Annotated in this window: 20 protein-coding genes; 11 read left to right on the top strand and 9 right to left on the bottom strand. The window is 75.2% G+C overall.

Going from position 1 to position 25,884, the window contains the following annotated elements:
* The 9 genes from NLX85_RS19540 to NLX85_RS19580 all read left to right on the top strand — a co-directional run bounded on the left by NLX85_RS19540 (position 1) and on the right by NLX85_RS19580 (position 8,606).
* A complete protein-coding gene (locus NLX85_RS19540) occupies positions 1-522 on the top strand; it encodes a phage tail protein (RefSeq protein ID WP_091261579.1) in 522 nt (173 codons plus the stop codon).
* Between the two features lie 5 nt (positions 523-527).
* Complete coding sequence (locus NLX85_RS19545; protein ID WP_254337134.1) at positions 528-1,241, top strand: hypothetical protein; 714 nt, start codon at positions 528-530, stop codon at positions 1,239-1,241.
* Positions 1,238-2,119, top strand: coding sequence for a hypothetical protein (locus tag NLX85_RS19550; protein WP_254337136.1), 882 nt, complete (start codon positions 1,238-1,240; stop codon positions 2,117-2,119). The genes NLX85_RS19545 and NLX85_RS19550 overlap by 4 nt, the downstream gene beginning before the upstream one ends.
* A complete protein-coding gene (locus tag NLX85_RS19555) occupies positions 2,116-3,366 on the top strand; it encodes a DUF4255 domain-containing protein (protein WP_254337137.1) in 1,251 nt (416 codons plus the stop codon). The genes NLX85_RS19550 and NLX85_RS19555 overlap by 4 nt, the downstream gene beginning before the upstream one ends.
* The gene (locus tag NLX85_RS19560; RefSeq protein ID WP_254337139.1) at positions 3,363-5,273 is read left to right on the top strand and encodes an ATP-binding protein; all 1,911 of its coding nucleotides are present in this window, start codon (positions 3,363-3,365) and stop codon (positions 5,271-5,273) included. The genes NLX85_RS19555 and NLX85_RS19560 overlap by 4 nt, the downstream gene beginning before the upstream one ends.
* A 458-nt stretch (positions 5,274-5,731) precedes the next feature.
* A complete protein-coding gene (locus tag NLX85_RS19565; protein ID WP_254337141.1) occupies positions 5,732-6,253 on the top strand; it encodes a hypothetical protein in 522 nt (173 codons plus the stop codon).
* 180 nt (positions 6,254-6,433) lie between these two features.
* Positions 6,434-6,937 carry a hypothetical protein gene (locus NLX85_RS19570; protein ID WP_254337143.1) on the top strand — a complete coding sequence of 168 codons (504 nt, stop codon included), beginning with the start codon at positions 6,434-6,436 and terminating at the stop codon, positions 6,935-6,937.
* 53 nt (positions 6,938-6,990) lie between these two features.
* The gene (locus NLX85_RS19575) at positions 6,991-7,455 is read left to right on the top strand and encodes a DUF3592 domain-containing protein (protein WP_254337145.1); all 465 of its coding nucleotides are present in this window, start codon (positions 6,991-6,993) and stop codon (positions 7,453-7,455) included.
* 332 nt (positions 7,456-7,787) lie between these two features.
* Positions 7,788-8,606: a hypothetical protein gene (locus NLX85_RS19580; RefSeq protein ID WP_254337147.1), complete on the top strand. Its 819-nt coding sequence runs from the start codon at positions 7,788-7,790 to the stop codon at positions 8,604-8,606.
* Between the two features lie 333 nt (positions 8,607-8,939).
* Here NLX85_RS19580 and NLX85_RS19585 read toward each other — a convergent pair whose 3' ends face one another.
* On the bottom strand, positions 8,940-9,461 hold the full coding sequence (locus tag NLX85_RS19585) for a MarR family winged helix-turn-helix transcriptional regulator (RefSeq protein ID WP_254337149.1): 522 nt from the start codon (positions 9,459-9,461) through the stop codon (positions 8,940-8,942).
* Positions 9,462-9,548: 87 nt separating this feature from the next.
* On the opposite strand from NLX85_RS19585, the gene NLX85_RS19590 reads away from it, so the two are divergent.
* Positions 9,549-10,136 (top strand): NADPH-dependent FMN reductase, encoded by a 588-nt coding sequence (locus tag NLX85_RS19590; protein WP_254337150.1) that lies wholly within the window; start codon positions 9,549-9,551, stop codon positions 10,134-10,136.
* A gap of 57 nt (positions 10,137-10,193) precedes the next feature.
* Here the strand turns inward: NLX85_RS19590 and NLX85_RS19595 are convergent, their stop codons facing one another.
* Genes NLX85_RS19595 through NLX85_RS19605 form a run of 3 tightly spaced genes read right to left on the bottom strand, consistent with a single transcriptional unit; the run spans position 10,194 to position 11,719 of the window.
* Positions 10,194-11,168 carry a zinc-binding dehydrogenase gene (locus NLX85_RS19595; protein ID WP_254337152.1) on the bottom strand — a complete coding sequence of 325 codons (975 nt, stop codon included), beginning with the start codon at positions 11,166-11,168 and terminating at the stop codon, positions 10,194-10,196.
* Positions 11,169-11,209: 41 nt separating this feature from the next.
* The gene (locus NLX85_RS19600; protein ID WP_254337154.1) at positions 11,210-11,512 is read right to left on the bottom strand and encodes a hypothetical protein; all 303 of its coding nucleotides are present in this window, start codon (positions 11,510-11,512) and stop codon (positions 11,210-11,212) included.
* A 24-nt stretch (positions 11,513-11,536) separates the two neighbouring features.
* A complete protein-coding gene (locus NLX85_RS19605; protein WP_254337156.1) occupies positions 11,537-11,719 on the bottom strand; it encodes a hypothetical protein in 183 nt (60 codons plus the stop codon).
* 191 nt (positions 11,720-11,910) lie between these two features.
* Here NLX85_RS19605 and NLX85_RS19610 point away from each other — a divergent pair, with 191 nt between their 5' ends.
* Complete coding sequence (locus NLX85_RS19610; protein ID WP_254337157.1) at positions 11,911-12,765, top strand: helix-turn-helix transcriptional regulator; 855 nt, start codon at positions 11,911-11,913, stop codon at positions 12,763-12,765.
* A 52-nt stretch (positions 12,766-12,817) separates the two neighbouring features.
* On the opposite strand, the gene NLX85_RS19615 is transcribed toward NLX85_RS19610, so the two are convergent.
* From NLX85_RS19615 to NLX85_RS33485, 5 genes are all read right to left on the bottom strand, one after another.
* Entirely contained in the window at positions 12,818-13,435 is a 618-nt protein-coding gene (locus tag NLX85_RS19615) for a DinB family protein (protein WP_254337159.1), read from the bottom strand.
* 142 nt (positions 13,436-13,577) lie between these two features.
* Entirely contained in the window at positions 13,578-18,098 is a 4,521-nt protein-coding gene (locus tag NLX85_RS19620) for a DUF4157 domain-containing protein (RefSeq protein WP_254337161.1), read from the bottom strand.
* A complete protein-coding gene (locus tag NLX85_RS19625) occupies positions 18,095-21,172 on the bottom strand; it encodes a DUF6519 domain-containing protein (RefSeq protein ID WP_254337163.1) in 3,078 nt (1,025 codons plus the stop codon). The genes NLX85_RS19620 and NLX85_RS19625 overlap by 4 nt, the downstream gene beginning before the upstream one ends.
* Before the next feature lies 1 nt (position 21,173).
* Positions 21,174-23,351 (bottom strand): phage tail protein, encoded by a 2,178-nt coding sequence (locus tag NLX85_RS19630; RefSeq protein WP_254337165.1) that lies wholly within the window; start codon positions 23,349-23,351, stop codon positions 21,174-21,176.
* On the bottom strand, positions 23,348-25,846 hold the full coding sequence (locus tag NLX85_RS33485) for a baseplate J/gp47 family protein (protein ID WP_254337168.1): 2,499 nt from the start codon (positions 25,844-25,846) through the stop codon (positions 23,348-23,350). The genes NLX85_RS19630 and NLX85_RS33485 overlap by 4 nt, the downstream gene beginning before the upstream one ends.
* Positions 25,847-25,884: the final 38 nt, after the last annotated feature.

Here is a 25,884-nt window from a genome sequence, read left to right on the forward strand (position 1 = left end):
ATGGCCGAGTTCACGGTCAACGCGCAGCGCTTCGACCCGTACAAGAACTTCAAGTTCCGGGCGAAGTGGGACGGGCGATACGTCGCCGGGATCAGCAAGATCGGCACGCTGAAGCGGAGCACCGAGGTGGTCACCCACCGGCACGGCGGCGACCCGAGCAGCAGCCGCAAGTCGCCGGGGCGCACCGAGTACGACGCGATCGTGCTGGAGCGCGGCGTCACCCACGACCCGGACTTCGAGCAGTGGGCCAACAAGGTGTGGAACTACGGCTCCGGGCTGGGCGCGGAGACCTCCCTGGCGGACTTCCGCAAGGACATCATCATCGAGATGTACAACGAGGCCGGGCAGCTGGTCATCGCGTACAAGGTCTACCGGTGCTGGGTGTCCGAGTGGGTCGCGCTGCCCGAACTGGACGCCAACGCCAACGCGGTGGCCATCCAGAGCATCAAGCTGGAGAACGAGGGCTGGGAACGCGACTACACGGTGGCCGAGCCCGCCGAGCCGTCCTTCGTCGAACCCTGACCGCCATGACCGCCCTGGACGACCCGGGCCGGCTCCTCGCCGTCTGGGAGGCCGCCGCGACCGCCCCGCCGGCCGCCCGCGGCCCGGTGCTGCTGCACGGCGCCGGGCTCCTCCCCGACCTCGACGCCGCCCTGGACCTGCCGGTCGGGACGGCCGCCGCGCTGGCCGCCCGGCTGCACGCCGACACCTTCGGCGACCCGGTCGACGCCGTGCTCACCTGCGGCTGCGGCGAGGTCCTCGACGTGGCGCTGCCCCTGGCGCCGGTCGCCGCACTCCCGGCCGGGGACACCGGGACGGTCGCCGACGGCACGCTGCGGGTCCGCGCCCCCACCGCCCGGGATCTGCTGGCCGCCGGGGCCTCCGACGACCCGCTCGGCACGCTGCTGGCCCGCTGCGTCCGGGACGCCGCCGGCCGGCCCGTCGCCCCCGGCGGGCTGACCGTCGAGCAGCGCGCGGCCGTCGACGCCGCCGCCGAGGAGCTGGCCGGCGCGGCGGCCGTGGTGCTGCGGACCCGCTGCCCCGGCTGCGGGGAGACTGTCGTGGCCGCGCTGGACGTGGCCGAGCTGCTGTGGGAGCGGGTCGCTGGCCGCGCCCCGGCCGTGCTGGCCGAGGTGGCCACCCTGGCCGTCGCGTACGGCTGGGCCGAGGCCGACATCCTCGCCCTGCCGGCCGGGCGGCGGCGCGCGTACCTGGCCCTCGCCGCGGGGCGGGCGGCGTGAGCGGCGACGGCGGCTTCTTCGCCCGGCTGGCGCGGCAGGCCACCGGCCGGGAGCCGCTGGTCCGGCTCCGCGCCCCGCAACCCTTCGAGGCCGCTCCCCTGTCCTGGCCCCCGGACGTGCCGGTCGAGGCGCCCGCGTCGTGGCCCGGGTCCGCCGCACCGACGCCGACGCCGTCCCGAGCGGTCCCGGACCGGCCGGCCGCAGGGTCCGGCGCAACGACGGGCCGCACCGCGCCGGTGCAGGCGCTGCCGACCGACCCGAACCGGTCGCGGGCCGATCAAAGGCCGCCGGCCACGCCGCCCGAGGCCGACCCGGCCACCCCGGACAAGACCGCCGAGCCGGCCGACCCGGCGCGCCGCGAACCGGACGCCCCGCACTCCGCCGCCAACCCGCCCGCCGTCATCCCGCCCGCCGCCACTCCCCCGGCCGCCCGGCCACCGGACGCCTCCCGGCCGGCCGCCGTCGTCCCGCCCGCGCCGCCGGCCCTGGCGTCCGCCGCCCGTCGGCCCGCCCCCACTCCGGTACGCGCCGCCGCGCCGGACCTGGCCCGGCTGCTGCGGGAACGCCTCGGCCCGGCGCTGATCGCCCGGCGTGCCGTGGAGCCCGGGGAGCGCCTCGTCTTCGTGGACCGGCCGGCCCCGGCCGGCACGCCGCCCCGGACCGGCACCGCCGAGGTGCGCACCGGCCTGATCCGACCCGCGCCCACCCCGCCACCCGGAACGGCCGACGACCCATCGCCGGCCGGCGACGTCCACCTGCACATCGACCGCGTCGTGGTCACCCGCGCGCCCAGCCCGCCGCCGCCCGCGCCGCCGCCGCCGGCCCGGTCCACCGTGGACCACGCCGCCTACCTCGCCCGCCGCCGGGAGGGCCGATGAGCAACAGCCTCGCCATCGCCGCGGTCACCTCGACCCTGCGGTACGTCCTCGAACGGGCCCTCGACGCCACCCACCCCGGGCCGGTCGGCGGCGCCACCGTCACCACCCTGCGCCCCAACCAGCTCTCCGACACCACGCTGGTCTCCACGCCCGGCATCAACATCTACCTGTACGACGTGCGCCCCAACCACGCCTGGAACCTCACCGACCTGCCCACCCGGGGCCGCGACGGCAGCTTCACCCGCCGGCCGGTCGCCGCGCTCGACCTGTACTACCTGCTCACCTGCTACGGGGAGGCCGAGTCCCTGGACGCGCAGCGGCTGCTCGGCCGGGCGGTGCTCGCCCTGGCGGTCACCCCGACGCTCACCCGGGACCTGGTCAGCGCCGCCATCGACCTGTACGCCGACGACGTGCCGACCGCGTTCCTCGCCGAGTCCGACCTGGCCGACCAGGTGGAGCGGGTCAAGGTCGCCCCGTACACGCTGTCGGTGGAGGAGATGTCCAAGCTGTGGGCGACCTTCGCCACCCCGCACCAGCTCTCCCAGACGTACGTGGCGACGGCCGCGCTGGTCGAGGCGGACGTCACCCCGCGCCGGGCCCTGCCGGTTCGGCAGCGGACCGTCACCGTCCTGGCCGGCGGCCCCGCCGTGCTGACCGCCCTGGTCACCGACCCGCCCGGCGGGACCGCCGCCACCGGCGACCGGGTCGAGCTGCGCGGCGCCGGGCTGCGCGGCCGGCCCGGGCAGACCACCCGCGTCCACGTCGGACCGGCCACCCTCACCCCCGACCCGGGCGGCACCGACAGCACCCTCGCAGTCACGCTCGACGGCACCGTGCCGGCCGGGCTGCACGGCGTACGGGTCGCGCACGTCACGCCGGCCGCCGGTGGCGCGCCCGCCCGGGTCACCGCCGGCTCCAACGCGCTGCCGCTGCTGGTCCGCCCCACCGCCTCGGTGGTGGACGGCCCGCCCGACATCGTGCTCGGGGTCGACCCGCCACTGATGCCCCGGCAGCGGGCGACCGTCCTGCTCAGCCGGCTCACCCCCGGCTCGGCCGGCGAGCCGGACGCGCTGGCCATCCGGCTCGCCCCGCTCGGCCCGGACGCCGCCCCGCAGGACCGGCTCGCCCTCGCCGCCGGCGACGTGCCCAGCGGCGACTGGCTCGTACGGGTGCAGGTCGACGGGGTGGACAGCCTCCCCGACCTGGTCGGAGAGGTTTACGGCGCGCCCGCCCTGACCGTGCCGTGACCGCCGCCGACCGCCAGGCCCGCCCGGCCGATCCGCCCGCCTTGCCATGGGACGAGGCGAACCGGCTCGCGCTCGTGGCCGAACTGGACGTGCTGCGGGTGCGGCTCGTCGCGTACCCGGGGGAACCCGACCGGGCCGAACTCGCCGCGGCGGAGGAGCGGCTGGCGGCGGCCCGCGCGCTGCTCGACCGGCCCACGGCGCTCGACGGGCTCGCCGCCGCCCTGCGCCTCACCGGCTTCGAACGGGCGGTGCTGCTGCTGGCCACCGGCCCGGAGCTGGCCGGCGAGGTCGCCGACGAACTCACCGCCGCGCACGGGCAGCCCCGCCCCACCTTCGGCCTCGCCCTGGCCGCGCTGCCCGGCGCGCACTGGAACGCGCTCACCCCGGACGCCCCGCTGCGCCGCTGGGACCTGGTCCGCCTGCTCGACCCGGACACCCCCACCGGCAGCCCGCTGGTCACCGAGGAACGGGTGCTGCACCACCTCATGGGCGTCCGCTACCTGGAACCCGACCTCGCCGCCGTGGCCCGGCCCGTCCCGCCACCGGCCGCGCTGCCACCCGCGTTCGCCGCCGTCGCCGCCACCATCCGCACCGTCTGGGAGCACGGTCGTCCCGCCGTGCTCCAGGGACCGCAGCCGGCCAACCTGCCGGTCGTCGCGGCCGCCGCCGCCGAGACCGCCGGCCGCGAGCTGCGGCTGGTCGCGGTGGCCGACCTGCCCTCCGCGGTACGCGACCGGGACCGGCTGCTGCGCCTCATCGGGCGGGAGAGCCTGCTCGCGCCGGCCGCCTGGGCGTTCGACGCCGACGGGGCCCGCCCCGAGGACGCCCGCGCCCTGATCCGCGCCCTCGGCACGCTGCCCGCCCCGGTCGCCGTGCTCGGCGCCGTCGACACCGTGCTGGCCGACGGCGTGCTGGTCGGCGTACCCCGGTTGCCCATCGCGGAACGGGCGGCGGCGCTGGACGCCGCGCTCGACCGGCACCTGGCCGACCGGGCGGCGGGCGAGGCGGCCGCGGTGGCCGGAGTGTTCGACCTGGCCCTGCCCGATTTGGAGCTGGCCGCCGGGGACGCCGCCGCCGGCACGCCGCTGTGGCAGGCGTGCCGGGCCCGCTCCCGCAGCCGCTACGGCGGGCAGGCCCGGGTGGTCCGGCCCCGCGCCGGCTGGGCCGACCTGGTGCTGCCCGACACGCACGTGGCGCAACTGCGCTCGCTGGTCGCCGCCGTGCACCACCGCACCCGGGTGCTGCACGACTGGGGTTTCGCCGAGCGGAGCAGCCGCGGCCTGGGCACCGCCGCGCTCTTCGCCGGGCCCAGTGGCACCGGCAAGACCCTCGCCGCCGAGGTGATCGCCCAGGAACTGGGCCTGGACCTGGTGGTGGTCGACCTCAGCCAGGTGGTCAGCAAGTTCATCGGCGAGACGGAGAAGAACCTCAGCCGGGTCTTCGACGCCGCCGAGGACGGGGCGGCCGTGCTGCTGTTCGACGAGGCGGACACCCTGTTCGGCAAGCGCACCGAGGTGCGCGACAGCCACGACCGGTACGCCAACCTGGAGGTCGGCTACATGCTCCAGCGGATGGAGTCGTTCACCGGGCTGGCCATCCTCACCACCAACGCCCGGTCCGTGCTGGACCAGGCGTTCCTGCGGCGGCTGCGGATCGTGGTGACGTTCCCGTACCCGGACCGGGCCGCCCGGGAGACCCTGTGGCGGCGGGCGTTCCCGGCCGGTGTGCCCGCCGACGTCGACCCGGAGCGGCTGGCCGCCGTGGACCTGCCCGGCGGCGGGATCGCGGCGGCGGCGCTGACCGCCGCGTACCTGGGGGCGGACGGCGAGCGGATCACCGGGGAGCAGGTGGCCACGGCGACCCGGTGGGAGCTGGCCAAGAACGGGCGCTCCCTGGGCGGCCGCTGACTCCTGACCCATCGGTCACCGGTCCAGTGCACTTGGGGCGGTGGGTGCAGATTGTCGATCTGAAGCTGGAGCATCGGCCCCGTGTCGTCCCAACTGGCGATGATCGACAGCTGGCGGGCTACGAGTCAGACGCGCTTCAGGGTGCGCGACGGCTGAAGTCACGTTGGTAGCCTGACGCGTTCGCCGCAAGAGGTGGAGTCTGGCCGGTGCTCAGGATGGTGCAGCGTAGGTTGGTCGCGGTGGTGGCCGTCTGCATGGTGACCGCGTGCGGTCCTTCAACGGCTCATACGGCGGATCGATCAGCGGGCGAAACGATTCCCTCCGCGGCGGAGGCGACGGGCTCGGCAACAGCCAGGCAGCCCGCTTCCCCAGCAGCTCCGGCGGCCGGCGGATCCGGCTACTCCGCGACGCTGTCCGCACGCTTGGTGGCCACGGACTCAGTGCCGCCCGGATTCACCGTGGACATCGCGACGGTCATGCCGGCGGATGCTGGAGACGACCACCCGGACGTCGAGGTGCCCTGTTCGGACGGCATGATCCCGCTGCTGTCGGCCAGGCGGCTGACCGGGACTCCGTCGGCGATGGCCGCGGCCACCCTCAGCTATGGCTCCGGTCCCCATGACCTCTGGGTGGGGACCGAAGTCCTCAGGACCTACGCCGACGATGGTGCACGACGAGCAATGACCAACCTGCGAACCCTCATCGGACGTTGCCCCACCGTTGTTGTGTCGTCCGGCCTTGGCATCGGCGACAGGCACCACTTCGCAGTGGCACCGGGGCCGCGGCTGGGCGATGACAGCATTCACGTCAGCTGCAGCATGGCGTCCGGTTCCGGCACACTGGAATGCGACAGCGTACTCGTTCGCATCGGAACCGCTCTGGTGGCCGTCCAAGAGGAGGGCAACAAACCCGGCGGTGACACGTACCTCACCCAGCTCGCCGAAGCTGCGCTCGACAGCTATCAGGCGACCGGATCCTGAAGGCCCCACGGGCCCGACGCCATGGCCGTCTGCGACCCAAGTGGCGGGACCCGGCCGTCGCCGCGTACCGGCAAGAACATGTGCCTGTGGGTGATGGTTGTTGCCGAGGGCTCGTACCCTTCATGGCCATGAAGAGGCGCAGACTGCTGCTGGTGGCTGCATGCGGCGCCGCTGCCCGCCGTGCTGCTGGCAGTCGTCGGGTGCGCCGCAGCGGGGATCCTCCTCGTCCGCGACGGTCCGACGGACGCGCGCACGTGCCAGGAGTCCGTGCAGGCCGCCGAGGCAGAGGTCCGCACCGACCATTGGGATCCTCCCGAGGACTTGCCGGACCTCGGCGATCACGCAGAAATCCACTGGCAGCTGCGCGCCCCGGGCAACCCGTGTTCCAGGATGCCCGGCCCGACCGACTTTGCGTACCAGGGCGTGGTCAAGCTGCGACCGGAGAACGCGCGGACGTTGGCGAAGCGCTACGAGTTCGTACCGCGGGCATCTGTCAATCTGGATGAACTTCCGGACGACCTCCCCCCGGCAGATGTCTGGCCGGCCCTGGTGCCGTTCCTGCCGAGCCAGTCGCGGTGGCTGCACAACAGGTCGTACGACGAAACCGCGCCGTCGTCGCGGTGGCGGGTTGCGCTCCTCGATGTCGAGCACCAGACGCTCATGTTCATGCTCAACGACCACTAGCTGGCGCCTGCCAGTTCCCGTTGGTCGCGTTGCCGCGATTTGGAGGCGCGTCGGTGAGCGGTTTCGATGGACGGCGGCTGCCGGTCGTCGTGGCGGTAGTCCTGGGCGGTCTGCTGTTCGGTGGCGGGCTCCTTCTCTCGGCCCGGCTGAACACGGTGATCGACGAGAGGGTGCGCGTCGGCGTCGAGACGACCGGCCGGGTCGTCCACGTGGAGCGATACCAACTCGGGCGATCGACCACGGTGACGAGGTTGACTGTGGAGTACGCCCTCAACGGCGCGCGGCACCGGGAAAAGCTCTCCAGCGATCTCGACGACGTTCGGTATCGCGACGGAGACGCGGTAATCCTGCACGTCGACCGGACAGATGCCACAAAAGCTGCTACCGCAGAGGGATACGCAACGGAGGACCTGCTTCTCCGATTGCCTACCTTCCTCGAAGCCGCCGGAATCATCATGATCATGCTGGCTGTCGCTCGGCTCACACGCCGGGGGCGAGGATCGCCACCTACGCCGTAGGCCAGCTCCGGCAACTGGCTCATGGCGCGGTCGAGGTTGAGCTGTCCGCCGTGTTGGGCCGCGCCGGGCGAACCGGTGGGATCGAGGCGTGGGAGAGCACTCAACCGGGTCGATGCAAGCCAGCACGACCGCGATATACGATCCGCCGGTGAGTCGATCTCTCGCCGCGCGCCTGCTTGGCGCCACCCTGCTTCTTGCCGCTTGTACCGACGAGAAGCGGGCAGCGAGCCGGCCGAGCCCCGACAAGTACACCCGCGGTGGGAAGAGGCTGGCGACCCGGACGTGGGCAGCCACAGTGGCCAACAGGTCGACGAGATGAGGGAGGCGCCGGCGTGCCGGTGGGGATCGCGGTCAGCATTCTGGTCGACGGCGAGCGAGTGGACGCGGCCGACCTGCTGGGTTCGGTGACGCCGCTGGCGCGGGAGAACGGCGTCACCGTGGAGATGTCCGCGTCAATCCTGCTGCTGACTGCCGCCGAGGTCGGACCGCTGGCGGCGCTCGCTGAACCGCTTGCCGCCTGGTGGCAGGGTTACGGCCCAACCGAGAGCGACCGCAAGGTGGCCCTCCGGTTCGCTGGCCAATACGGGGTGAGCGAAATGACGTACTGCCGTCCCGACCTGGCGGTGGAGATCGTCCGGAACACCATCCTCACCGAAAGTGGTCCGGTCTACCGGCCCGGTGAACGCCCAGGCCTCGTTCGTCGAGTGACCGCCCAGCTAGTACGACCTTTCCGGAACGGCTTTACTGCGACACAGGTGCAGGTGGTGGAGGAACACGGCGTCCTCACAGTGGCACTGACGGGCCGCGAATGGGACGACACACCGCGCCGCCTGGAGTTCCAGGCCTGCGATCCGACCTACGAGCGATACGACCCGGACGATGACGAGGGCCTGTGCCTGCTTACCGAGGCACACGCGCCCACCTGGAACGGCCTACTCGCCCTCCGATTGGCCCGCGACTCACTACGGGTGCGGCTTACCGGAGAGGCAGCCAAGGAACTAGGCCTGCGCTCGCCGGCGCTCAACGTTCGGCTACGGCTCGATCCGCCCGAGCTGGCGGCACTGCGCGCAGGGCTCGGCCGAGCGTTCACATTTACTGCCGTACATGCCACTCCGACGCTCGACCTAGGTGCGCCGAACGCTTACCAATGAACCTTGCGGAATCGACGACCAACGGTAAGACCAGGCTCGCATCCTCAGTTGAGCGGCGGTCGGCAGTCGCTGTTCCACCACAGTGACGGCTCCCACGAGTAGACCCCGCTGGACCAAGACTTAGACCGGGCGGTCTGGGGGGTCCGCCAGCACAAGCATGGCCACCTCAAGATCGAGCGCCCGAAGTTCCGCATCCAGCCTCTCGTCTGATGCCAGCAGTACAGCAGCGAAGTACAGCTACCGTGCCAGCCGAGCCCAGCTGAGAGGCACGCAGGCTGCCCGATTGACCTCGCACCGCACCCGACCCGGCGGGCTCGCCGGATATCCATCAGTTCAGGGTTCGAGTCCCGGTTGACCCGCACGCCCGGTGCCGCGCGGAGCCGGGCCGCCGGTGCGGGAGATGCCCGTGAGTCCGCCGGCGTCGGCCACCCGCTCGGCGATGTTCGTGAGGTGGGTCAGGTCGTGCTCGTCGAGCTGGTCGAACAGCACCCGGCGGACCGTTTCCACATGCCCCGGCGCGGCGGTGGTGATCGCCGTACGGCCGAGGTCGGTGAGGTGGACCAGCGTGCCACGCCGGTCCGTCGTGCTGCCGGACCGCGCGACGAGCCCGCGCTGTTCCATGCGCCGGAGCTGGTGGGCGATGCGGCTGCGGTCCCAGCCGATGAGCGCGGCCAGGTCCCGTACGCGCAGTGCTTCGCCGCTCTGGGAGAGCGGGGCCAGCACGTCGTAGTCGGCGGGCGACAGGCCGGCCTCGGCGAGCTGACCGTCGATCGCGGCGTCGATGGCGCGCCGCATGCGCAGGAAGGCCAGCCACAGACGTTGTTCCTCGGGGTTCAGCCACCGGGGTTGGGTCATAGGTCACAGCCTACGACGGATTGCTGACACATCAGCATTGAGCGGATAGATTCGCTGACACGTCAGCAACTCTCCAGGAAGCGCAGCATGTCTACCCTGCAGATCATCATTGCCAGCACCCGGCCGGGCCGGCTCGGCCTGCCGGTCGCCGAGTGGATCAACACCGTGGCGGTCGAGCACGGCGGCTTCGACCAGGTGGAACTCGTCGACCTCGCCGAGTGGAACCTGCCGTTCATGGACGAGCCGAACCACCCGCGCCTGCGCCGCTACGAGCACCAGCACACCCGCGACTGGAGCGCCACGATCGACCGGGCCGACGCGTTCCTGATCGTCATGCCCGAGTACAACTTCGGCTACACGGCCCCGCTCAAGAACGCCATCGACTACCTCGCGCACGAGTGGGCCTACAAGCCGGTCGGCCTGGTCAGCTACGGCGGCGTCAGTGCCGGTACCCGCGCCGCGCAGATGATCAAGCAGGTGCTGACCACGCTGAAGATGACGCCCATCCCCGAGGCCGTGCACATCCCCTTCGTCGCCCAGTTCATCGACGACGGGGCGCTGCGACCCAACGAGACCATGGACGCCAGCGCCAAGGCGATGCTCGACGAACTGGTGCACTGGACCGCCGCCCTGGCCCCGCTGCGTGAACGGGCACGGCAACACGCGGCCGGATGACCATCCTCCAAGCAGCTGCCGGGAGTCGACCGCGCGGGCAACCGGCACGCGAGGCAGTCACCCTTCGACGTCGACCACGACCTTGCCGGCCGCGGTGCCGCCGGCGAGCACGTTGTGCGCGTCCGTCACCGTGTCGAGGGTGAAGTGGCGCGGGTCGAGCCGTGGGCGCAGCGCGCCCGCGTCGGCCAGCGCCGCGGCCTCGCGCAGGATCTCGCCGTGGTGCTCACGGGCCGCCCCGGTCAGCATGGGCAGCAGCGTGAAGACCCCGGAGTACGTCGCGCCACGGAACGACAGCGGCGCGAGCGAGTGCGATCCCCAGCCCAGCGCGCTCACGACGTGCCCGTGGTAGGTGCGCACCGCCGCGAACGACGCGTCCAGCGTCGCGCCGCCCACGTTGTCGGCCACGATGTCGAAACCCTCACCCGCGGTGCACCTCGCGACGTACTCGTCCACACCGGTGGTGGTGTAGTCGATCGGGACCGCGCCCAGACTCTCGATCACCGGCAGGCTCGACGGGGCGCCCGTCGCGTACACCTCGGCGCCCCGGGACCGGGCGAGCTGGACGGCCACGTGCCCCACACCGCCGGCGCCGCCCTGCACCAGCACCTTCTGCCCGGCGTGCACCCCGGCCCGGTCGACCAGCCCCTCCCACGAGGTGATCACGGCCAGCGGCAGCGCGGCCGCCTCACGCAGGGACAGGCTGCGCGGCTTGCGCGCCAGCAGCCGGGCATCGACCGCGGCGTACTCGGCCAGCGAGCCCTGCAGGTCACCGACGCCGCCGGTGAGCCCGTACACCTCGTCGCCGGCGTCGAAGCCGGTGACCCCGGCGCCTACGGCGGCGACGACGCCGGCGAGGTCCAGGCCGAGCACCGCCGGCGGCCGGACGCGGGCATGCGGGGCCGCGCCGGCCTGGATCTTGGTGTCGAGGGGGTTCACGCCACTGGCCACGACCCGCACCAGCACCTGGCCGGCCCCCGCGGTCGGCCGATCGATCTCCTCGACCCGCAGTGGAGCACCGAATTCGCGTAGCACCACGGCACGCATAGCTGTCCGCGCTTTCTGTTGTTGGGGCGTCACGGGCTCACCCGGTGCAGCACCGGGACGATCCGGAAGTCGACGGTGGTGTGGTCGATGGTGGCGTGCACCGGCGAGTCCGCCATCTCGGTCGTGATCCCGGCGGCGCTGCGCCGGGCGTCGGCGACGGAGTCCCAGGCCACGATGTCGGTGATCGTGCCGCCGTCGTCGAGGATGCGGCGCCAGCGGAATCCCGGCCGGCCGCGCAGGTAGGCGTCGATGTCCTGGTTCGCCTTGACGAAGTCGGCGCCGGTGAGGCCGGGGACGAGCCGGAAGGTCGTCATCTCGAGCGCCTCGCTCATGATCGCACTCCTAGCCGTGAACGATCAGCCCTGCGCGGTGGAGCGCATGACGATCTCGTTGACGTCGACGGTGTCGGGCTGGCTGACGGCGTACGCGATGTCATTGATGCTCCTGGCGTCGGTCGTGCCTGCGGCGAGCACCGCGGGTTCAACGATGCGACGCGCGGGTCGGCCCCGGGAGGGCGCGGTTTCCTGGGTGCGCGGCACCCAGGCACGGCCCGCCGGCCCGGCGTGCCTGGTCGCCCGGACGCCACCGACGCCGGCCAGGTCGACGGCAGCAGGATAGATCCGCCGCGACCCCGTGCGACGCCGTTGACCCGAAGTTCGACCGCGTGCGCTCCGGGGGTGGTAAGGCGTCTCCGAGCAGGTCGCTGACCAGGAGCTTTAGGCTGGTGAACGTGCCCGCCACCCACAACCGGCTCGGGGAGTTCCTCCGAGCCCACCGCGCCCGCGTCGACCCCACGGAGGTGGGACTGCCCGGGGGCGGCGACCGCCGGGTGGCCGGCCTGCGCCGCGAGGAGATCGCGGTGCTGTCCGGGGTGAGCGTCGACTACTACGCCCGCCTCGAGCAGGGCCGGGAACGCAACCCCTCCCCGCAGCTGCTCGACGCGATCGGAAGGGCCCTCCGTCTCGACCGCGACGCCCGCGAACACCTGTTCCGGCTCGCCGGGTTGAAACCCGGCCCGGGCCCGGACAGCTCTCGCAATTCGGTGCATCCCGCACTGCTGCGCCTGCTGGATGCCTTCCCCGCCTCCGCCGCCTACGTGCTGGGTCCCGCGTTCGACGTGCTCGCCACCAACAGCGTCGCGGCGGCGTTGCTCTCCCCGTTCGCGGGCACGACCAACATGGTGCGGGTGCTGTTCCAGCACCCGCGGGCGCGCGCCATCTTCCCGGACTGGCCGGCGCTGACGGAGAACGTCGTGCACGCCCTGCGGCTCAATGCCGGCCTGTTCCCGAACGACCCGGAGATCCAGGCGCTCGTGGCCGACCTGCGGCGGCACTCGCCGCGGTTCCGCGCCCTCTGGGCGGACCAGACGGTGCGCGGCCTGACCCGCATGTTCAAGGAAGTGCACCACCCCGACGTCGGGCGGATCGGGCTGACCTATCAGACCTTCGACGTCCGCGACGCCCCCGGCCAGCAACTGCTCGTCGGCACACCCGAGCCGGGAAGCAGCAGCGCCGAGGCCCTCGCCCACCTGGCTGCCGTGCACCCACCGGCTGGACACGCCCGCACCGCCCCGCAAGCTGACTGACGGCGGCAGGGCCTGATCCTCGACGAGCACCGGCCGTCGCGGGTGCCGCGATTCAGCCCTGCGCGAGGGGGAGACTGTCGTGACCGGGCCCGGCGGCGGCTGCCCTGGCGGCCCGCTCGATCCTCGCGCACCGCGCCGCCAGAAACTCCTTGTCGGTCGGCTCCAGGTGGGCGTACTCGGCCATGGCCCCGGTGGAGCCGTCGAGCTGTTCGCGCAGGATGTCGGCGTGCCCGGCGTGCCGGCTGGTCTCGGCGAGCACGTGCACCAGGATGTTGAACAGCTTCACGTTTGGACGTGGCCACCAGGGCACATGGCCGGGCGAGTCGATGGCGAGGGCGCCGATCGTCGCGTCCGAGTGCGCCCACACCCGGCGGTAACGGTCGATGATCTCCGCGCGGGTCTCGTGCTCGGTCGCCCACATGTCGGTGTCGTCGTGGGCGGCGTCGTCCCACCGGGGCAGGGGCTCGGGGAACGGCCGGCCGAAGACCTCGCCGAAGTACCTGGCCTCCGTGATCGACAGGTGCTTGACCAGGCCGAGCAGGTTGGTCCCGGTCACGGTCAGGGGACGACGCACGTCGTACTCGGGCAGCCCGTCGAGCTTCCACAGCATCGTCTCGCGGATGTCGCGCAGGTCGTGGTGCAGGTACTCTTTCGCGAACTCATCGATCATGGGTCACGACCCTGCCATGCGCCGTCGACACGTGCAGCCCCGTGGGCAGCATCAGCACCTACTTGACAGGCCACCTCACGAACCCGGTCGACGTGGCCCGTCCCTCACATCGACCTCCCGATCCGCGACATCGAGGTTCCGGTCAGAAGTCCACGATCTTCAGCAGGACGATCGCGTTCGGGTCGTTGCTGAGGATCCGCCGTGCGTGCGCCAGGGCCCGGTCGCCGGGCGCCCGGTCGTACTCGATGTGGATACGGCGTCCGTTCAACGTCGCCTGCACGTCTGGGCGGTTGGTGCCGAGGCGGAAGCTGTCGGTGACGTCGACCTGGGTCTGGTTGATCCGGAAGTCGCTGGCGCCCGCCGCCTCCAGCAGCTCGATGTCGTGCCGTACGTCGATGTTCTGCACGCTGCTGCGCCCCACCCCGCGACTGGTGAACTGCCCGGACGCGTCGCGGATCGGGATGGCGGCGGGCGCGGCGCGGGTCGGTACCGGCCCACTGGTGGGCAGCGCGGCCTCGAAGTCGGCCCGGGTCATCGGGGTGGCGTCGCCGAGGATCGCATCCGGCACCCCGGCCTCCCGGGCGACGGCGTGGCTCTCGGCCACGGCGAGGTCCGGTCGCGGCCGGCCCGGGCCCTGGTGGCCGGGCCCAAAGTGCTCGCCCGCACCCGCGAGGTCGGCCTCGACCTCGGCGGCCAGGCCGGTACGTCCACCGGCCCGCTCGGCCATCTCCTGCCGCACCCGGGCGGCCAGCTGCGCGAAGCCCTCCGGGTCGGCCGCAGCCGCGCGTTCCAGCTCCTCCCGACTGAGCCGCTGCCCGAGCCCCTCGGCCTCGGCGACCAGCCGGTCGATCTCCGCCGCATGTGGACTGCGCGGCCCGGGCAGGTGCGACGGGCCGCCGGTGGTGTAGCGGCCGAGCGAGGTGCGGCTGGCGATCATCTCGACCTCGTACACCCCGGGGCCGACCGGGGTGGCGGCGAACGTCTCGATCCAGCGGTACCGGCGCTTCAGCACCATCAGCGAGGCGAGCAGCACAGGGACCGGGCTGTCGAGCGCGTCGTTGGTGGCCTCGATTGCCCGGGCCTCGGCCACCGCCTCCGGGTACTGAGCGGCCTTGGCCGCGTCGTCGGCCAGCGTCGGTGTCCCCGGTTCGTCGGTGGCGCGGACCGCTCCCTCGCCCAGTTCGTCGGCCTCGCGGGTGGCGGCTCCCTCGGCGCCTTCGCGGCCGGCCCGGGCGCCACCGGCCTCGGTGGCCTCGCGGGCGGCGCGGACCTCGGCCGCCTCCCGGCCGGTGCGGGACGCCCCGGTCGCCGCGCCCTCCCGGGCCACGCCGGCCTCGACGGCCTCCCGGGCGGTGCGGGACGCCCCGGTCTCGGCGCCCTCGCGGGCGGCCCGGCTCGCGGCGAGCGCCGCCTCGTCGCCCAGGCCGAGCATCCGCCCGGCCAGCCCTTCGACACGTTCGAGGAGCCCGGCGGCGAAGCGGAACCGGCTGAGGAAGCCGCGCGCGGCGCCGATGCCGCGCATGAGCGGTCCGCGCAGCGGGCGCAGCGCCCGGCCGAGGACGCCGAGCAGCTCGCCGCCGAGGTCGAGGAACCGCAGCAGGTAGACGAGCAGGGTCCGCAGTCCCGGCTCGACGGCCTTGAGAGCGGCGTAGTTGCCGGCGCTGAAGTAGATGATGGCGGCCTGGAGCAGCAGGAACCCGGCCACGAAGCCGATCTTCCGGCCCAGCTCGAAGTCGGGCAGCATGATGAATTCGAGGAGCGCGTCGGCGGCCCGGGCACCGAGCGACTGGGCGCCGGCCACCATGGCCGCCCAGGCGTCGCCGAGGAGCTGGGCGAGCCCGCCCACGGTGGCGCCCTCGCTCTGCACCTCGCCGCGCATGTCGGTCTCCAGCGTGGCGGGGTCGAGGTCGGCCTCCATCCCACCGGCCGCCGCCTGGGCCAGGGCGCCGGCCGGCAGCGCCGCGACGATCTGCGCGTCCGTGGGTTCGCCGGGCACCGCCGCCAGCTCGACCGCCGCGCCGGCCGCCCCGGCGCCGGCCGCCGTCGGGCCCGCGGTGGCGGCCGCCGGGACGGCGGTGGTCGCCGGAGCGGCGGTGGTCGCCGGAGCGGCGGTGGTCGTCGGAGCGGCGGTGGCGGCGGTCGTCGCGGTGGGGCCGGCCCCGGCCGCCGCGGTGAGCCCCGAGGCCGGCGTCGAGGTCGCCACCGCGCTGACACCGGACGGGGAGGCGGAGGCGGCCACGCCGGACGCCGACGGTCCGGCCGTGGCCCCGGTGGTGGCGGGAGCGGGGGCCGCGGTGAGTGCCGTCCCGGCCGGGCCGGCACCAGGCGGGGCGCGGACCAGGGCCATGCCCGGGGCGTACGACTGGACGACCCGGGCCACGGCGCGGGCGGCGGCCACCAGGAGCTGGGCCAGCATGAACAGCAGCCGGAACGGGTCGATGATGCCATCGACGACGCCCTGCACTATCCCCCACGCCATGCCGGCCACGAAGGACACGCCCCCGCCTGCGGCCAGGTTGGCGATCTTGTTGCTGGCGTCGATCCGCTGCTGGTCGCCGATCCGCTCGCCGTAGCGCAGCTGGGTGAGGAAGCCGACGACGCCCTCGCGCAGCAGCGCGCCGAGCGGGCCCAGGCCGGTGAGCAGGGTGGGCAGCGCGCCGATCGCCACGATGAGCAGGTCGAGGACGAAGTTGATCACGGGCGGTTTGAGGTCGTCTGGGCAGAGCAGCCAGATCACCGCGCCGATGACGACCGGCAGCATGAGCGGGTTGGCGACCACCACGGCCAGCCGGACCAGGAAGTCCAGAATGGGCTGGAAGATGGCGACCAGCGCGTCGAAGACGGCGTGCAGGGCCTCGGTGAGCCCGCTGAAGCCGCCGCGCGCCCAGGCGGCCATCCGGGTGAACTGGTTGGCCACCGCGGTGAGCAGGGTGGACACCGCAGTGAGGCAGGTGTTGGCGCCGAACGCGCCGAGCACGCCGCCCATGGCGGTGCCGACCTGGCCGGCCACGTCGGCGAGCCAGGTCGCCGCGGCCGCGAGGGTGTCCGCCGCCCCGGCGACCGCGCCGATGACGGTGGGCAGGATGCGGTCCTGGAGCACCTGCCGAGCGGCGACCAGGATCTCGCGGGTGTTCCAGTTCTCCCAGAGCCAGGTCAGCCCGTCCCACAGCGGCGGGAGCACCTGCGTCAGCACCACCACGGGACCGAGCGGCGAGAGCAGGACCAGGATGCCGCCGACCACCATGAGCGGGGTACGGATCGGTTCGATGGTGGCCCGCAGGGTCTCCCAGGCCGAGTTCGCGAGGTTGCCGAGCCAGCCGCGGGCGCCCTCGGTGCTGTCCCAGGCCAGGCCGAACTGGGTGCAGAGCCAGTCCCAGGCGTACGAGGCGCCGGCGCGGATGGGCGCCGTGAGGTCCCACAGCCAGCCGCCGAGCCGGGTGAAGGACTCCCAGACCGCGCCGCCGGCCGCGCCGAGCAGGTCCAGCGCGGGGACCGCCAGGTGGTCCCAGAGCCCGGTGAAGACCTGGTTGACGGTGTCCGCGACGGTCCGCAGGTTCCGGATGATCGGGCCGTCCCACTCCTGGAGGGCGGCCACGACGGGGCGCAGCAGGGCGCCGACGGCCGACCGGGCGGCGCCGCCGAGCCGGGCCTGGACGTCGCGGACGCCCTGGGCGAGCCCGGTGAAGGTGGACTCGACGGCGGACATCGGGTCGAGGCCGGCGAGGCCGGCGAGCAGCCGGCCGAGCAGCGCGTTGACGCCGGTGCACAGCAGCTCACGCAGCCGGACCAGCGCGCCGCCGCGGAGGAATTCCAGCAGGCCGGGCGCGAGCCGGTCGACGACCGCGGAGGCCGCCTCCAGGGCGGTCCCGGCGATCTCCCCGCCCACGTCGAGGGCGGTGTCGAGCGCACCACGGCCCAGGGCGGCGGCGTCGCTCGCGGTGTCGGAGACGAACCGGCCCACGGGGGTGTCGGCGAGCGCGAAGCACTGCACGCCGAGCGGCGCGGACCGGACCGGGGCGGCCGGCGGGCCGCGACCGGGGTGCTCGGTGGCCGCGCCGGCCGGGACGGGCGCGGGGCGGGCCTGCTGGCGGACGTGGGCCAGCTCGTGGGCGAGCACCAGGTCCCGGACCGGCCCGGCCCCGGCGCCGAGGACCACGTGGTTGCCGTACGTGAAGGCGTGTGCCCGCCGCTCCTTGGCGGCCAGCTTCGCGGCGAGGCCGTCGTGCAGGCGCACCCCGGTCAGGTCCATGCCGAGCGCCGGCTCGTAGCGGGCCCGTTCGGCGCCGGTCAGTGGCCGGCCGCCGCCCAGCCGGGGGTCGGGCACGGTGGCGAGCCGGGCGACCGGCCGGGCCGACCGGGCGGGGGCGGCCGGCGGCGCGGGCCGCGCGGCGGTGGCGTGGGCGGGCCGGGCGGCGGTGGCGTGGGTGGGCCGGGCGGCGGTGGCGTGGGTGGGCCGGGCGGCGACGAGGCGGGCGGCGGTGGCGTGGGCGTCGTGCTCGGCGGCCGGGTCGGGCGGGGCGTGCACGGGGATGCGGGCCACGCTGTGGGTGCTGCGGGTCGGCCGGCTCGGCCGCCGCTCCGGCCGTTCCGCCTCCGGGCGGGCGCGCTCGGGCTCGTCCCGGTCGGCCGACCGGGACGGCTGGGCCGCCTCCGCCACCCTCATCCGCTGACGTTCCCCTCGTCGCGCCACGACCCGGTGCCGTCGACCAGCGCCGGGCCGGTGGTGCAGACATTGTCGCGCGCCACCCAGAGCGTGGGCGAGCCCGACGGGCCGGACACCGCGCGGATGCCGAGCACGGTGCCGTCGAAGGTGTTCGCGGCGGCGACCGCGTGCGGGCCGAGCCGGCCGGCGCAGAGCAGCCCCTGCGCCGGGTACCCGGGCTTGCCGTCGGCCAGGTCGACCACGTTGGACGACACGTCGAGGCGGTGGCAGTCCCCGACGTACACCCCCTGGTGGAGGAAGGCGGTGGCGGCCCGCGCCGGCGGGGCGACGGTGTTGCCGGTGATCCACGCCCGGCGTACCGTCTCGCGCTCCTCGTCGGGGTCGCCCAGGGCGACGCTGATGCCGGTGAGCGCGCCGGTGACGGTGTTGTCGCGGACCCGGACGTCGGCGGCGGTGGTCCCCGCGACGGTGATGCCGGCGGTGGCCGTGGCCACGGCGGCGAACTCCTCGGCGACGCGGCGCAGCCAGGCCGCGAACCGGGTGCGCTCGTCGAAGAACCGGGAGTCCGGGTTGTGCCGGACCAGGTCGTCGCGGACCACGTCCTGGAGCTCCTCGACGGTCCGGACCTCCTGGTCGCCGAGGTACGCGGTCCAGCCCTTCGCGTCGTCGATCTCGGAGCCGAAGCGCAGGTTGCGGGTCTCCACCAGCGACGACCAGCCCTTGCGCAGGCCGAGGCCGTCCTCCCCGGCGAGCAGCGGGTGCACGGCCCGCCGGGCGATCCGGCGGGCGAAGCGGGGGTCGCCCAGCCATTCGAGGAACCGCTTCTCCGGGTCGGCGCCCGGGTCGGCGGTGGCCAGCACATCGCAGCCGGTCACGTCGCTGCGCCGGCTGTGCAGCACCAGCACGCCGGTCTGCGCGTGCCCGGCCTCGATGCGGCAGTCCCGGACCACGGTGCGCTCCACCGGCCGGCCGCCCTCCTGATCGTCGCCGCGGACGGTGATCCCGCTCGCCACGGCGGCCGGGGCGTCGCCCATCTCGGCGTGGACCCGTTCGACGAGGACCAGGCCGGTGCGCCGGATGTCGAGGGCGCCGTTGCGCTTGTCGCTCTCCGCCGGCACGGCGGCCACGGACAGGTCGCGGACCTGCACCTCGCCGCAGTCTTCGAAGCGCAGCGCCGACTCGGCGGCGGAGACGACGCGGGTGGCGGAGCCGACGCCGGTGACCAGCACGCAGGAGACCCCGGACAGCACGGCGGGCTCGTCCAGCGTCCACTCCCCCGCGGTCAGGCAGAGCGCCAGCGCGGTGACCCCGGACAGGTCGGCGAGGAGCTGGACCAGGTCGGTCTCGGGGCGGACGACCAGGCAGACCGTGCCGCCCTCGTCGCGGCGGCCGGTGACGCGGACCTCGGCGTCGACCGGGGCGTCGGCGTCGTCGAGCCGGACCGCGGTGAGCACCCGGGTGGCCGGGCCGGTGCTGGGCAGCAGCCAGCGCACGTCGATCTGCCCGCGCGCGTCGGTCTCCAGGACCACCTGGGCCGGGTCGCCGGCGGTGGGCACGCCGGTGGCCAGGTGCCCGTCGACGGCGGTGAAGCGGACCCGGGCGCGGTGGACCGGGCGGCCGCCGTTGCGGACCACCACCCGCACCGGCTCGGGCAACGGCTGGCCGGGCGGGGCCTGCTGCCCGTCGCCGCCGAGCAGGTCGAGGGTCACCAGGTCGGTCAGCGGCGGGGTGAGCCGGCGGCAGTCCTCGTCGAGCGCCCAGCGGCCGGCGCCGCCGACGGTGGTGCGGCGCAGGATGCCGAGCACCGCGACGTGGTGCACCGGGCCCAGCGGCGGGCGGGCGAGCGGGTTGCCGAGGCCGTCGGTGGGCCAGTCGATGGTGCCGGAGAGGGCGCTGACGCCGTAGACGAGGCGGACCGTGCGGGCGGGGATCAGCCAGTGGTCGCCGACCCGGAAGTCACCGGCGCCGAAGCGCACCTCGATGCCGGCGTCGTCCAGCTCGTCGGGGCTGGCGTTGGCGACCTGGGCCGGGCCTTCCCAGCGCCGGACGATCGGGGTGCGGCCGAGCGCCGCGAGGCTGGCCGGCGCGCCGGCGGCCCACGTCACCGGCAGCGCCGTCCCGTCCGGGGCGCCCGCGGTGGCCAGGTGGCCGGGCCGGCCGTGCAGCTCCCGGTCGGGGCTGGTCACCTCGACGAGGTCACCCTCCCGGAAGGACAGTTCCTCGTCCCGGCCGACCCGGTCCAGGCTCAGCTCGGCGTCCATCCCGGCCGCCGCTGCGGCGGCCGAGGGCGGGCCGATGGCGGTCAGCCCGGCCACCACGCTGCCGTTCTCCCGCGACCAGAGGTAGCGGGCCGTGCCGTCGCCGGCCACGTCGTGCACCTGGACGCGGTAGAGCTGGTTCTCCAGCCGCCGGTAGCCGCCGGAGCCGCTGAGCCGGCACGGGTCGGCGGTCGGGTCCACCTCGCGCAGCGCGGCGGTCATGGTGGGGGTCGTCCGGCCGCCCCACACAGGGTCGACCACGGTCGCGCAGGCCGTGCCGGCGGCCACCTTGACCAGCCGGACCTGCCAGACCGTGCGGGCCCGGGTGGTGGTATCCGGGCCGCCGAGGGCGGCCTCCCGCAGCCGGGGCGCCTGGTCGGCGGTGACGTGCTGGTCGGCGACGTCGAGCACGACGGCGTACCGGCCGTCGGCGGTCGGCTCGGGCAGCCCGGGCAGGTCGCCGACCTTGGGCAGGTACGGCTGGTCGGCGAGCTTGTGCCCCGGCCCGCCGCCGACCGGCGGGAGGGCGTCGACCAGCACCCCGTCCACGTAGTAGCGGCCGGCGGTGATCCGCAGGTCGGCCCACGCGGCCGCCGTGGGGGTGGCGCCGGCCGTGTCCACCACGGCGAAGCCGGCCCCGTCGAGCGGCCCGCCGGCCGTGCCCACGATGTCGCGGGTCCGCTCCTCGTCGTGCCAGGCGGTGATCTTCGTCTGCTCGTTCCACTCGGCGTCGAGCAGCATCCGGCCCTGCTGCAACAGCACCTGGCGGTAGCCGTCGCGCGGGTCGAACGTCCAGCGGGTGAAGTCTCCCTGCACGTCAACTCCCGAAGATCCCGAGCTCGATGCCGACCGGCCGGTAGGGATCGAGCTGCCGCTGCGCCGCCCGGAGCCGCAACGGTCGCCTGAGGTGGTGGTGCACGCCCGGCTCGGCCCGGTCCTCGCCGCCCTCCCGGATGGGCAGCGGGCAGGATCCGGCGAGGGCCGGGTACGCAGGCGAGGCCGGGTCGGTGGCCGCGTACACCGGGAGGGGGCCGGGTTCGCCGTCGGCGGGCACGCAGCGGTAGCGGCGCGGGGTGCGCGAGCCGGGGGCGACGTAGCTGAACCGCAGGCAGCCGACCTGGCGGTGGGCCACCTCCACCGGCCCGTCCAGCACGCAGCTGCTGGCGTCGAGGCTGCGGACCCGGACCGCGCCCCGGACGGTGCTGCCCTCCAGGCAGGCGTGCACGCCTTCCCCCGCGAGTGCGGTCCCGCCGCCGGCCGTGGCGTCCAGCACGCTGGTGTCCACGGTGGCCATCGGCACGGTGGCGGCGAGCGTGACCGTGCCGGCCACCACCCGGCTGAGCCGGAGCTGGAGCCGGCTGTTGGGCCGGCCGGCGGCGGACTCGACGCGTACCGCGCCGGTGACCGTGGCGTGCGCGATCGTGAGGTGGCCGAGTTGGCCGGGCGCGACGACCACGTCGCCCTCGACGAGCAGCCCGTCGAGGACCACGCTGCTGCCCGGCTCGCCGGTGATCCGCAGGCTGCCGCGCAGGTGCGGGCGCAGCCCGTCGGGGGCGTACCGGCCGGGGACGGGGGCGAGGACCTCGCCGTCGGGGCGGCGGCGGGTCGGCCAGGCGGCGGCCACCAGCACGAGCCGGGTGCCGGCGGGCACGGTGACCGCGACGTCTCCCGGGTAACTGGCGCTGTCGGCGACCGAGACGACGTACGTGCCGCCCCGGGTGGTGCTGCCGGGGGCCGCCCAGGACGCCTCGGCCGCGGCCAGGCCGGCGGCGAGGGTGGGCACGCTGCCGGCCGGGGCGGGCGTGCCGGAGCACACCTGGGTCTGGCCGGCGGCGGGCGGGGCGTCCGGTCCGTCGGCGGTGACCGGGGCGCCGGGGTCGGTGGCGAGCAGCGCCTCGTGGGCGGCCGTGCGGTCGTAGGTGCCGGCGCCCACGTCGGCGAGCCCGCCGTAGGCGTAGCGGACGAAGACCGCGTCGGGGGCGGCCGGCGCGTGGACCCGCAGCCGGCCGGCCACCGGGTCGACCATCACCCGCGGCGCCGGGCCGGGGGCCGGGTCCTCCAGGTGGCAGACCCGGATCCGGTCGGGGGTCAGCTCCGGCTGGTCGACGCCGCCGACCCGCAGCCGTACGCCGAGCGGCAGCGCGGCCGCCGCCAGGGCGCCGGCCCGGGCCTGCCCGAGCAGGTCGAGCAGGCGGCGCGGGCGCAGCGGCACGGGCAGGTCCGCCTCGGTGGCGAGCCGCTCGACGGCCTCCTCGCGGCGGGGCGGGGCGTACAGGGGCACGGCCCGGCCGAGCGGGTCGAAGGTCCAGTGGTCGGCGACGGCGCGGGCGGCGGACCAGCCGCCGTTCGGGCCGGCCGGCGGGTCGGCCTCGGGGGCGCCCACCTCGTACGCCTGGGTCGGGAACAGGTGCACGGCCACGTGGTCGATGCCGTAGCGGCCGCGGCGGGTGGGGATGCGGCGTACCTCGGCGGTGTGGGTGAGCGGGTCGAGGGCGCCGCGCGGCCCGGGCGGACTGACCACGGCGGCGGCCTCGATGCGGGCGGCGCCGCGCAGCGAGACGGTGGCCGGCCGGTCGGGGCGGACGTGGTTGACGTGCGTGGCGCCGACCAGCAGCGGGTGGTGCTCGACGGCGCGGGCCGGCCAGCCGGTGACGTCCCGGGCGACCTGTTCCAGCACGGCCACGGTGCCCTTACGGCGGCGGTAGGCCACGGTGTTGGCGACCAGGGCCCGCCGGCTCACCGTCACCCCGAGGTCGGGGGGCAGCTCGGCGAGGCCGACCAGGTCGGCGAGGTACGGCACCAGCCACTCGGCGCAGGTCTCGACGAAGAACCCGTCGTGCAGCCGGTCGAGGTCGGCCTCCAGCAGCTCCAGTTCCCCGGCCACGGCGGCGAGCAGCGCGGTGAGCGGGCCGGTGCCGCCGTCGGCCTGCGCGTCGCGGGCGAGCAGGTGCACCGGGACCAGGTCGAGCAGGCGGGGCAGGGCGGGTTCGGTCACGACATCACCCCGATCGTGAGGTCGGTGAGGGTGAGCACCTGGGCGGGGCGCAGCGTGCCGGCGAACCGGCCGGGCAGCGCGGCCAGCAGGTCGACGGCGGCGCCGCCGGGCGGCGCGGCGAGCCGGGGCAGGGTGCAGGCGCGTACCCCCGGCACCGCGCGCACGGTGACGAGGGCCCGGGAGGCCACCACGCCGGCGGCGAAGCCCAGCGCCGGCGGGGCGTACGCGGTCGCGAGGGCGGCCCGGACGGCGGCCTCCACGTCGGCGCGCGGGTAGGCCGGGTCGTGCGCGAGGTCGACGTGCAGTCCGAACGGGACGGTCTCGCCGGCCAGCACGGCGAGCCGGGTGCCCGGGTCGCGGGCGGCCACGAGAGCGGCGCGCAGCGCGGCGACCAGCTCCGGCCCGGCCGGGGCGGCCCCGCCGCCGGCCGCGGCGCCGAGCGCGGAGACGACGACCACCTGTTCCCGGCCGTCCCACACGTCGTCGGCGCGGGCCAGGGTGACCCCGGCGAAGCCGGCCGCGAAGTCCTCGTGGTCGGCCACCGAGACCGCCCGGTCGAGGGTGCGGATCCGCAGCGGGGCGTGCGACCGGGCCGCGTCGAGCTGCTCCGGGTCGGCCCAGTCGCGGGCCGGGCCCGGGTTGGCGGCGGCCCGCACCCCGTACGGGCGGCGGGGCAGGATGCTGAGCTGCCCGGCCCGGACCGCGCCGGTGGCACCGACACCGACCCGGTAGGTGGCCACGACGTTCTCCACGCCGCCGGGCAGCCGGGCGCCGTGCCGGCCGTCGCCGGTGGTGACCGTTGCCAGGCCATCGTCGTCGAGCCGTTCGGTGTGCACCCGGTCGTGCGGGCCGGCGGTGTCCAGCGCGGGCACCGGGTCCCAGCGCACCCCGTCGACCCGGACCTCCAGGCTGCTGCGGGCGCCGGCGGGGCTGTCGTCGCGGACGTGGGTGAGCGGGCCGCGCCGGGTGCGCATCCGCTGGAAGGCGAGGGTGGGGTCGCCGCTGCCGAGCGGCTGGACGACGGTCTCGCCGTGGCTGGCCGGCGCGACGTTGCCGCGTACCCGCAGGCCGCGCGGGTCGTAGCTCAGGGTGAGGTCGCGGTCCAGGTCGACGGTCATGGTCACGCCGTCGGCGGCCACCGTGCAGGCCAGCACCACGGCGGTCTCGGCCAGCGGGGGCGCGGTGGCCGCCGCGACGAGCGGGTCGGCGGGCGGCCCGCCCGGCGGGAAGCCGGTCACCACCACCCGCCGGCCGGCGGGCAGCGGCGGGTCGGTGGCGGCGAGGGTGAGCCGCCGGCCGCCGACCGGCTCCACGAGGGGCCGCTCCGCGGCCGGCAGGGGCCGGGACTCGCCGCGCACCAGGGTGTCCCGCCGGCCGAAGGTGTCCAGGTTCTCGGTGATGTCGACGCGCAGCCGGGTGATACGGCCGCTGACCCCGAACCGGGAGCCGCCGGCCGGGTCGGCCGCCTCGACGGCGTACAGCTCGCGGTAGTCGGGGCGTTCCAGCAGCAGCCAGGAGCCGGGCACCATCCGGGGTTGGTCGCCGTCGACCTCGACCACGTCGGCGGGGTGCGGGTGGCCGGGCGGGAACGGGTTGTCGATGTCGTCCCACTCGCCGTTGGTGATGCCGGGCGGCGGCGGGTCGTTCCCGGCGAGCAGGCCTGCCATCGGCGCGTTCCAGCCGAACAGGTTGGTCCGGGTGGCGAAGGCGTGCACCTGGACGCCCTCCTCGGCGGTCAGCGGCGTCAAGCGCCGCCAGCCGATCCGCTCGGCGAGGGCCAGCCGGGTCCAGCCGGCCAGGCCGGGCGGGCCCTCCTCGACGGCCGTGACGATGCGGAAGTCCCACCGCTCGTCGTCGCGCCGGCGGTCGGCGGCGGCCCGGCTGTGGGCGGGGGTGCGCCCGTAGCGGCGGCGTTCGGCGCCGACCACGAGCACGCCGTCGCCGGCCCGTACGCCGAGCGCGGTGCCGCGCAGCCAGATCGCGTCGGTGGCGAAGTCGATCTCCTGTGGCCCCGCGGTGGCGCCGGGGATCGCGTTCCACACCGCGTACGCGCGCAGGTCGGCGCCGGTCTCGAAGGTCTGCGGCAGCTCGCCCTGCCCGGGCACCGACTGCACCGGGGTGCCGGTGGGCACGTCCACCTGCGACGGTGCGCCCGGCGCGTCCTCGACGTCGAAGGCGATGTCCACGGCGGCGGCGACGCCGGGTCGCGGCTGGTAGCCGATCATGCCGGCCAGGTGCCGCACCGAGGTCAGCTCGGTGGCGGTGCGCAGGTACGCCTCCTGCGCGATCCGCTCGGTGTAGAAGGAGACCACGTCGGTCATCACGGCGGCGGCGTCGAGCAGCGCCAGCATCGGGTCGTCGGCGTCCTGCCCGGCCACGGCCCGCACGCCGGCCGGCAGGCCCGGGTCGGCGAGCGCGGCCCGCATCCGGGCCAGGGCGTGGCTGTGCGGGGCGACCCGCCAGGCCAGGGCGGGCTGGCCGGGCGGGTTGGTCACCTCGGGCGCGTGCGGGCGCAGCGGGTCGCACCCGCATC

The sequence above is a fragment of the Micromonospora sp. A3M-1-15 genome, assembly GCF_024213425.1.
Taxonomy (GTDB): Bacteria; Actinomycetota; Actinomycetes; order Mycobacteriales; family Micromonosporaceae; genus Micromonospora; species Micromonospora chersina.